Annotated in this window: 7 protein-coding genes; all 7 read right to left on the reverse strand. The window is 71.4% G+C overall.

Annotation, left to right across the window (positions count from 1 at the left end; translation table 11 throughout):
• Positions 1-12: 12 nt before the first annotated feature.
• The 7 genes from Ade02nite_RS19990 to Ade02nite_RS20020 are packed head-to-tail and all read right to left on the reverse strand — an operon-like array spanning position 13 to position 6,917.
• A complete protein-coding gene (locus Ade02nite_RS19990) occupies positions 13-825 on the reverse strand; it encodes a metal ABC transporter permease (RefSeq protein ID WP_203765548.1) in 813 nt (270 codons plus the stop codon).
• Positions 809-1,672: a metal ABC transporter permease gene (locus Ade02nite_RS19995; protein WP_203765550.1), complete on the reverse strand. Its 864-nt coding sequence runs from the start codon at positions 1,670-1,672 to the stop codon at positions 809-811. The genes Ade02nite_RS19990 and Ade02nite_RS19995 overlap by 17 nt, the downstream gene beginning before the upstream one ends.
• The gene (locus Ade02nite_RS20000; protein ID WP_203765552.1) at positions 1,669-2,415 is read right to left on the reverse strand and encodes a metal ABC transporter ATP-binding protein; all 747 of its coding nucleotides are present in this window, start codon (positions 2,413-2,415) and stop codon (positions 1,669-1,671) included. The genes Ade02nite_RS19995 and Ade02nite_RS20000 overlap by 4 nt, the downstream gene beginning before the upstream one ends.
• A 1-nt stretch (position 2,416) precedes the next feature.
• Positions 2,417-3,388 carry a metal ABC transporter substrate-binding protein gene (locus Ade02nite_RS20005; RefSeq protein ID WP_203765554.1) on the reverse strand — a complete coding sequence of 324 codons (972 nt, stop codon included), beginning with the start codon at positions 3,386-3,388 and terminating at the stop codon, positions 2,417-2,419.
• A 58-nt stretch (positions 3,389-3,446) separates the two neighbouring features.
• Entirely contained in the window at positions 3,447-4,424 is a 978-nt protein-coding gene (locus Ade02nite_RS20010) for an aldo/keto reductase (protein WP_203765556.1), read from the reverse strand.
• 9 nt (positions 4,425-4,433) lie between these two features.
• Positions 4,434-6,443, reverse strand: coding sequence for a glycerophosphodiester phosphodiesterase family protein (locus Ade02nite_RS20015; RefSeq protein WP_203765558.1), 2,010 nt, complete (start codon positions 6,441-6,443; stop codon positions 4,434-4,436).
• Positions 6,444-6,473: 30 nt separating this feature from the next.
• Positions 6,474-6,917, reverse strand: coding sequence for a YibE/F family protein (locus Ade02nite_RS20020; protein ID WP_307871221.1), 444 nt, complete (start codon positions 6,915-6,917; stop codon positions 6,474-6,476).
• Positions 6,918-6,924: the final 7 nt, after the last annotated feature.

The raw sequence follows: 6,924 nt of genomic DNA on the forward strand, positions 1-6,924 counted from the left end.
CACTTTCGCTCCTCACGCCACTGCCGCTTTTCTGATCGGCCGGGCCAGGACCGACGAGGCCGCCAGGATCAGGGTGGCGGTGAGGGCGATGCTCGCCCCCGCGGCGACATTCCAGACATAGGACGCCCACAGGCCGCCCAGGCCGCTCGCGATGGCGAAGGCCACGGCCAGGGCGGTGATCACCGGGAGGCGGGTGGACCAGAGGCGGGCCGCGGCGGCCGGGGCGACGATCAGGGCCACGGCGAGGATCGTGCCGACGGCGGGCACGATGGTCACCACGACCGCCTCGACGGTCAGCAGCAGGACGACGTCCCACGTGCCGACGGACAGACCTGCGGCTCGGGCGCCGCCGGGGTCGAAGCCGGCGAAGGTCAGCGGGCGGGCGCAGACGGCCAGCAGCGCCGCCACGGCGACCAGCATCGCGGCCGTGATGATCAGGTCCTGGGTGCCGACCGTGAGGATCGAGCCGACGAGCAGCGCGGAGAGGTCGCGGCTGAAGCCGCTCTGGGTGGCCACCAGGCCGGCGCCGAGGGCGAAGCCCGCGGACAGCACGACACCCGTCGCGGCCGCCGCGTTCTGGCCCTGGCGGCGGCTCAGCGCGGCCACGCCGAGCGCCACCACCGCGCCGGCGACGATGCCGCCCAGGAAGACGTTCACGCCGATCAGGGAGGCGGCGACCACGCCGGGGAAGGTGGCGTGGGTCAGCGCCATCGTGAAGAACGACAGGCGGCGCACGACGACCTGCACGCCGATCATCCCGGCGAGCGCGCCGGCCAGGATCACCTCGGCGATCGCGCGGTGCAGCGCGTCATCGAACCAGCTCATGCGGCGACCTCCTGTCGATCCGGCGGGAGGGGCGGCGGGACCGAAGCGGAAGCAGCACCACGTACGCCACGACGAGCAGGAGCACGACCGCCGAGGCCGAGGTGAGCGCGATGCCGTGGTCGACCGAGGCGGTCCAGCTGATCCACAGGCCGCCGTAACCGGCTGCGAGGATCAGGACGGTGCCGATCGCGGCCATGGCGGCGAGCCGGGCGGTGATCAGGCGAGCCGCCGCGGCCGGGATGATCAGCAGGGCGACGACGAGGATAGTGCCGACCGCGCGCACGGCCGCGACCACGACCAGGGCGACGATCACGTTGAGCCACAGGTCCAGCCAGAAGATCCGGTACCCCGCCGCGGCCGCGGCCGCGGGGTCGAAGGTGCGCAACAGCAGCGGGCGGGCGGCGATCGCCAGCATCACGAGGATCACCGCGGCCAGCACCGCCGTCTCGGCGATCTGCCGCGGCGTCACGGTGAGCAGCCGTCCGAAGAGGAACGTCGCGAGATCCGCGGTGTACGACGAGCGCCGCGACACGAGCACGACGCCGATCGAGAACATCGCGGTGAGCACCACGGCCGTGGACGCGTCGTCGGAGAGCGCGCCGGTCCGGGTGAGCAGGGTCAGCACGACCGCGGTGAGCAGGCCGGCGACGAGCGCGCCGACGACCAGGCCCTCGACCCCGCCGGCCAGGAAGCCGATCACCACGCCGGGGAAGACCGTGTGGGTCAGCGCATCCGACACGAAGGAGAGCCGCCGGACGAAGACGAAGACCCCGACCGGGCCGCAGATCAGCGCGAGCAGCGCCATCTCGGCCAGCGCCCGGGCCATGAAGGGCACTGTGAAGATCACGGCTCCACCAGCACCGTGCGGCCGTCGGCGAGGTCGATCGTCCGCCCGCCGTACGCGTCGCGCAGCCCGGACGCGGTGAGCACCTCGCCGGGCGGCCCGAACGCCCACTGCCGCCCGTTGACCAGGCACACCAGGTCGGCGACGTCCCGGGCGAGCGCCAGGTCGTGGGTGCTGAGCAGCAACGCCGTACCGGCCGAGGTCAGCTCCCGCAGCACCGCGAGGATCGCCTCCTGGCTGACCACGTCCACCCCGTTGAACGGCTCGTCGAGTAGCAGCAGCCGGGGTTCGGCGGCCAGCGCGCGGGCGAGCAGCACCCGCTGCCGCTGGCCGCCCGAGAGCAGCCCGAAGCGGCGCCCGGCGGCATCGGCGAGACCCACCCGGTCCAGTGCCTGCTTGGCGGCGCGCCGATCGGCCGAGCGCGTGGGCCGCCACCAGCCGATCCGGCGATAGCGGCCCATCAGCACCACCTGCGCGGCGGTGACCGGGAAGTCGGGATCGAGGTCGCCGACCTGGGGCACGTAGCCGCACAGGTCGCGGGCCCGGGCCGGGGATCTGCCGAAGACCTCGGCGGTGCCGCCGAGCACCTCGGAGAGCCCGAGCACCGCCTTGATCAGGGTGGACTTGCCGGCGCCGTTCGGGCCGGCGAGGGCCAGGCAGCGCCCGGCCGGCAGCTCCAGGTTCACCTGGGTGAGAACCGGGGCGCCGCGATAGCCGACGCTCGCGTCGGTGAACCGGAGGACCATCTCAGCCGGCCAGCGCGTCCACGATGACCTTGGTGTTGTGCTCCTCGGCGCCGAGGTACGTGCCCGTGGGCGTGCCCTGCTCGCCGAGGCTGTCGCCGTAGAGGGCGTCCTCGCCGCCGATCACCTTGACGCCGGCCTGCTGGGCGATGGACTCGGCGGTCTTCGGCGGGAGCGAGCTCTCCGTGAAGATCGCCTTGGTGCCGGTCGCCTTGATCTTGTTGACCAGGTCGGTGAGCTGCTGCGCCGAGAGCTCGGCCGACGTGTCCAGGCTGGGGATCACCGAGCCGACGAACTCGAGGTCGTAGCGCGCCACGTAGTAGCCGAACGCGTCGTGGTTGGTGACCAGCTTGCGGTCGGCGGCGGGCAGCTTGGCGAACGCGGCGACGTTGTCGGCGTCCAGCTTGTCGAGCTTCGCCGAGTAGTCGGTGAGGTTCTTCGCGTACGTCGTGGCGTCGCCGGGGTCGGCCGCCGCGAGCGCCTTCTCGATGTTCGTGACCATGATCTTGGCGTTGCGCGGGTCGTGCCAGATGTGCGGGTCGTGGTCCTCGCCCTCGGCCTCGCCCTCGGCGTGCTCCTGCCCGCCCTCCTCCTCGCCGTGCTCGTGGCCGCCCTCGCGCAGCGTCACGCCCTGGCTGGAGTCGACGACGGTGCCCTTGAAGCCGGCCGAGGTGATGGTCTGGTCGAGCCACGCCTCGAGGCCCACGCCGTTCTTGACGACGACCTTGGCCTCGCCGATCGCCTTGATGTCGGCGGGGGTCGGCTCGTAGTCGTGCGGGTCCACGTTGGGCTTGATGATCTGGGTGACGGCGACCTTGTCACCGCCGATGTTGCGGACGAAGTCGGCGACCTCGGGCGTCGTGGCGACCACCGAGAGGGCGGCGTCCTCGGGCGCGGCCGCGGCTCCGTCGTCGGAGCCGCAGCCGGCGAGCGTGATCAGGGCCGCCGAGACGGCCAGAATTCCTAGCGCTTTCACGCTGGGAAACGGTAATCGTTTTCAAATATTATCGTCTAATGGCAAGATGCGGATGTGTTCAGAGGTTGGTCATCCGCTCCATGCTCTCGGTGTAGCGATCGCCCTGTACCGCCACCTTCGCCAGCGCCTCCTCCAGAGCGGCCAGGTCCTCGGCGGTGAGCGAGACCGCGGCGGCGCCGAGGTTCTCGTCGAGCCGCTCCAGCCGCCGGGTGCCCGGGATCGGGACGATCCACGGCCGCTGCGCGAGCAGCCAGGCGAGCGCGATCTGGGCCGGCGTCGCCCCCTTGCCGGCGGCCACCTCGTTGAGCCGCTCGATCAGCGCCTGATTGGCCTCGCGCGCCTCGGCGGAGAAACGCGGCAGGGACCGCCGCATGTCCGCATCGTCGAACGAGGTCGAGGCGTCGATCGTGCCGGTCAGGAAGCCGCGGCCGAGCGGGCTGAACGGCACGAAGCCGATGCCGAGCTCCGCCAGGGTCGGGAACACCTCGGTCTCCGGCCGGCGCCACCAGAGCGAGTATTCGCTCTGCAGCGCGGTGACCGGCTGGACGGCGTGGGCCCGGCGAATGGTCGCGGCGGAGGCCTCGGACATGCCGAAGTGCCGGACCTTGCCCGCCCGGATCAGCTCGCCGACCGCGCCGGCCACCTCCTCGATCGGCACGGCCGGGTCGACGCGGTGCTGGTAGAACAGGTCGATCGCGTCGACCCGGAGCCGGCGCAGCGACGCGTCGGCCACCTCACGGATGTGCTCCGGCCGGCTGTCCACGCCCTCGGCGCCGATCGCGAAGCCGAACTTGGTGGCGATCACCACCTCACCGCGGAACGGCTCCAGCGCCTCGCCGACCAGCTCCTCGTTGACGAACGGCCCGTAGACCTCGGCCGTGTCGAAGAGGGTGACGCCGCGCTCCACCGCCTGCCGGAGCAGGGCGATCATCTCCGGGCGGTCCGGGGACGGGCCGTAGCCACGGCTCATCCCCATCGCGCCGAATCCGATCGCCGAGACCTCCAGGCCGCTGCTCCCGAGAATTCGCTTCTGCATACCCCGATCTCAGCGCAGGCCGTTGCGGACCGCCACCTTGATCAGCGATTCCGGGTCGTCGCTGATGATGCCGTCCACGCCGAGGTCGATCACCCGCTGCATCACCGCCGGGTCGTTCACGGTGTACGGGACCACCTTCAGGTCGTACCGGCGCTGCAGAACCGGCACGGTGGGCCCGTGGAAGTAGGCCGGGTCGGTCCGCAGATACCAGTCGTCGTTCGCCGAGGCGACCTGCTCGGGGTCGTGCACCTGCCAGTTCGCCGAGACCGTCGAGGCGCCCGCGGCCTTCGTCAGCGCGCCCAGGTCGCGGTGGCGCCACCAGTCCAGCCCGGCGGTCCACGGGCTCTTGACCTTGGGGTTGTCGTAGACCGCCCGCAGCGAGCACTCGTCGGCGAGCGAGGCGCACTCGGCCCGGCCGTACTGCCAGACCAGGGCGACCGTCTCGATCCGCGGATCGAGCGCGCGGGCGTAGCGGATGGTGCGCCAGTCGAACGACTGGACGGTCACCCGCTTGACGAGGCCGGCGGCCTGGATCTCGCGCACCAGCTTGCGGGTGAAGACGGGATAGGGCGCCGTGTCGTTCACCAGCGGGCTGATCTTCGTCTCGATGTTCATCCGGACGTCACCGCGGCCACTGCGCTTGACCAGGGCGAAGACCTCGCCGAGGGTCGGGATCCGGGCGCCGGGCACCGCCACCTGGCCGGGGCCGGCCTTCGAGCCGCAGTCGATCGTCTTGAGCTGGGCCAGCGTGAGATCGTGCACGAGCTTGCCCACGTACGGGAACTCCGGGTCGTTCGGGAACGCCGGCGCGGTGTCCGCGCAGTGCGAGCCGTTGATCGTCCGGTCGTGCAGCACCACGAGCACGCCGTCCTGGCTCACCCCGGTGTCTAGCTCCAGCGTCGAGATCGCCGGGTTCGCCAGCGAATGCGCGAAGGCGGGCAGCGTGTTCTCCGGGTGCGTGGCGCGGCCGCCCCGGTGCGCCTGGACGTCGAACGGCGACGCGTACCCCTTGGGCAGCTGGAAGCCCCGCTGGGCGAGGACCGTGCGGAGACGGTCGGGATAGTCGGTGATCAGCCCGTCCACCCCGTCGTCGATCAGCTTGTTCATGGTGGGCACGTCGTCCACCGTCCAGGGGATGACCTTCAGGCCGTACGCGTGCGCGTGCCGCACCATCTCCCGCGTGACATACGGGCGGTACGCGGGATCGCCGACCGTGCCGTTCTGCGGGAAACCGTGCACCGGCGAGAACGCGCTCGCGCCGAAGCCGCGGACCGCCCGGATCGGGTCGCCGCCGAAGTCGTCGATGTCGATGCCGCCCAGCCACGGCGACTTGCCCGGCTGCCCCGTCTGGAGGAAGTCGTAGTTGGTCAGCGCGATCACCGGCAGCCGCGGCTCGACCTGGCGCATGCGCATCAGCGCGCCCCAGTCGAAACTCTGGATGGTCACCTGCCGCAGCAGCCCGGCGCGGCGGACCTCCGCGGCGGTGACCTGCACGAACTGCTCACGCGGCGCCGTCTCGGTGGGCGCGCCCGCCTCGACCTTCGTCTCGACGTTCAGCTTGACGCCGTCGGCGCGGTAGCGCTTGACCAGCGCGAAGACCTCGCGCAGCAGCGGCATCCGGGCACCCGGCACGGCCAGCTGGCCCGGCTTGTCGGCGAGCGTCTTGGAACCGCAGTCGAGGGTGCGCACCTGGGCGAGGGTGAGCGTGTTGACATATTTGCCGACGTACGGAAACTCGGGGTCGTTCGCGACGGCCGGGGCGGTGTCCGTGCACTTGGTGCCGGTGACCCGCCGGTCGTGCGTGACGACCGCCTGGCCGTCCTCGGTGATCTGCACGTCCAGCTCGAGGGTGCTGACGCCCAGCTGAAGCGCGTTGCCGAAGGACGCGAGGGTGTTCTCCACGCGCAGGCCGAGGCCGCCGCGGTGCGCTTGCAAGTCGAACTGCTGCTGAGGATGGTGCGCCGCCACCGGCATGCCGCCGACCAGGGTGCCGGCCACCACAAGGTTAGTGAGCCACATGGTGGCCAGCCTGCACCGCCAACGAGACATTTAAGTGAAGCGATGGCCACGGTCGGCCACCAGGACGGCGAGCAGCGTGGTGATCGGCACCGAGGCGACCAGGCCGATCGTGCCGACGGCGCTGCGCAGGATCTCCTGGGCGAGCAGCTCACCGGTGAGCAGGTCGCCGATCGGCTGCGTGCCGGTGGCGATCAACAACAGCAGCGGCAGCGAGGCGCCCGCGTAGGCCAGCACGATCGTGTTGACCGCCGACCCGACGTGCGCCCGCCCGATCCGGATCGCCGCGCGGTAGAGCTGCCACCGCGACGGCGGCGAGAACGAACGTTCTGTCTCGCCGGAACGCCGCGTGCCCCGAGAGAACGAACGTTCTGTCTCTCCAGAGCGCCGCGTGCCCCGAGAGAACGAACGTTCTGTCTCCCCAGAGCGCCGCGTGCCCCGAGAGAACGAACGTTCTGTCTCGCCGGACGGCCGCAACCCGTCC

The sequence above is a fragment of the Paractinoplanes deccanensis genome, from assembly GCF_016862115.1.
Lineage (GTDB): Bacteria > Actinomycetota > Actinomycetes > Mycobacteriales > Micromonosporaceae > Actinoplanes > Actinoplanes deccanensis.

What these genes read in the sequence shown, in the direction of transcription:
- Ade02nite_RS20015 (WP_203765558.1), bottom strand. Translation starts at nt 6,443, where the DNA reads ATGTGGCTCACTAACCTTGTGGTGGCCGGCACCCTGGTCGGCGGCATG.
- Ade02nite_RS20000 (WP_203765552.1), bottom strand. Translation starts at nt 2,415, where the DNA reads ATGGTCCTCCGGTTCACCGACGCGAGCGTCGGCTATCGCGGCGCCCCG.
- Ade02nite_RS20010 (WP_203765556.1), bottom strand. Translation starts at nt 4,424, where the DNA reads ATGCAGAAGCGAATTCTCGGGAGCAGCGGCCTGGAGGTCTCGGCGATC.
- Ade02nite_RS19990 (WP_203765548.1), bottom strand. Translation starts at nt 825, where the DNA reads ATGAGCTGGTTCGATGACGCGCTGCACCGCGCGATCGCCGAGGTGATC.